Origin of the sequence: Rhizobium cauense, assembly GCF_019511525.1 — a bacterium.
GTDB classification, from domain to species: domain Bacteria; phylum Pseudomonadota; class Alphaproteobacteria; order Rhizobiales; family Rhizobiaceae; genus Rhizobium; species Rhizobium cauense.
In genome coordinates this window covers 1-269 of record NZ_JAEUAT010000096.1, presented here as the reverse complement: position 1 = coordinate 269, position 269 = coordinate 1, and the positions used below count along the sequence as shown (strand labels likewise).

At 52.8% G+C, this 269-nt stretch carries 1 protein-coding gene and 1 rRNA gene; both read left to right on the top strand.

What is annotated here, in order from left to right; all coding sequences use genetic code 11:
- A partial coding sequence (locus JNB88_RS33315) for a hypothetical protein (RefSeq protein ID WP_220359184.1) occupies window positions 1-184 on the top strand: 184 nt, incomplete at its 5' end.
- Window positions 179-269, top strand: a 23S ribosomal RNA gene (locus JNB88_RS33310); the annotation flags it as partial. The genes JNB88_RS33315 and JNB88_RS33310, both read left to right, overlap by 6 nt.

Sequence of the window (269 nt, the reverse complement as noted above, 5' to 3'; positions counted from 1 at the left end):
CGAGAAGCTGGTCTTAAGACCTGATGCAAGCGAGCTGCTCGGCGTAGCTCCAATAAAGCAATCAGGTCGAACACGTCGATGGCATTGTTGGATTGACTGGGTTGTAAAAGGTAACCCGGTCTGTTGCCGTTTCCTGATGGAAGCGGGCAACGAGATGATGAGCATTGGCAATGAGAACGATTAAGTGTCGTAAGGGCATTTGGTGGATGCCTTGGCATGCACAGGCGATGAAGGACGTGATACGCTGCGAAAAGCCGTGGGGAGCTGCG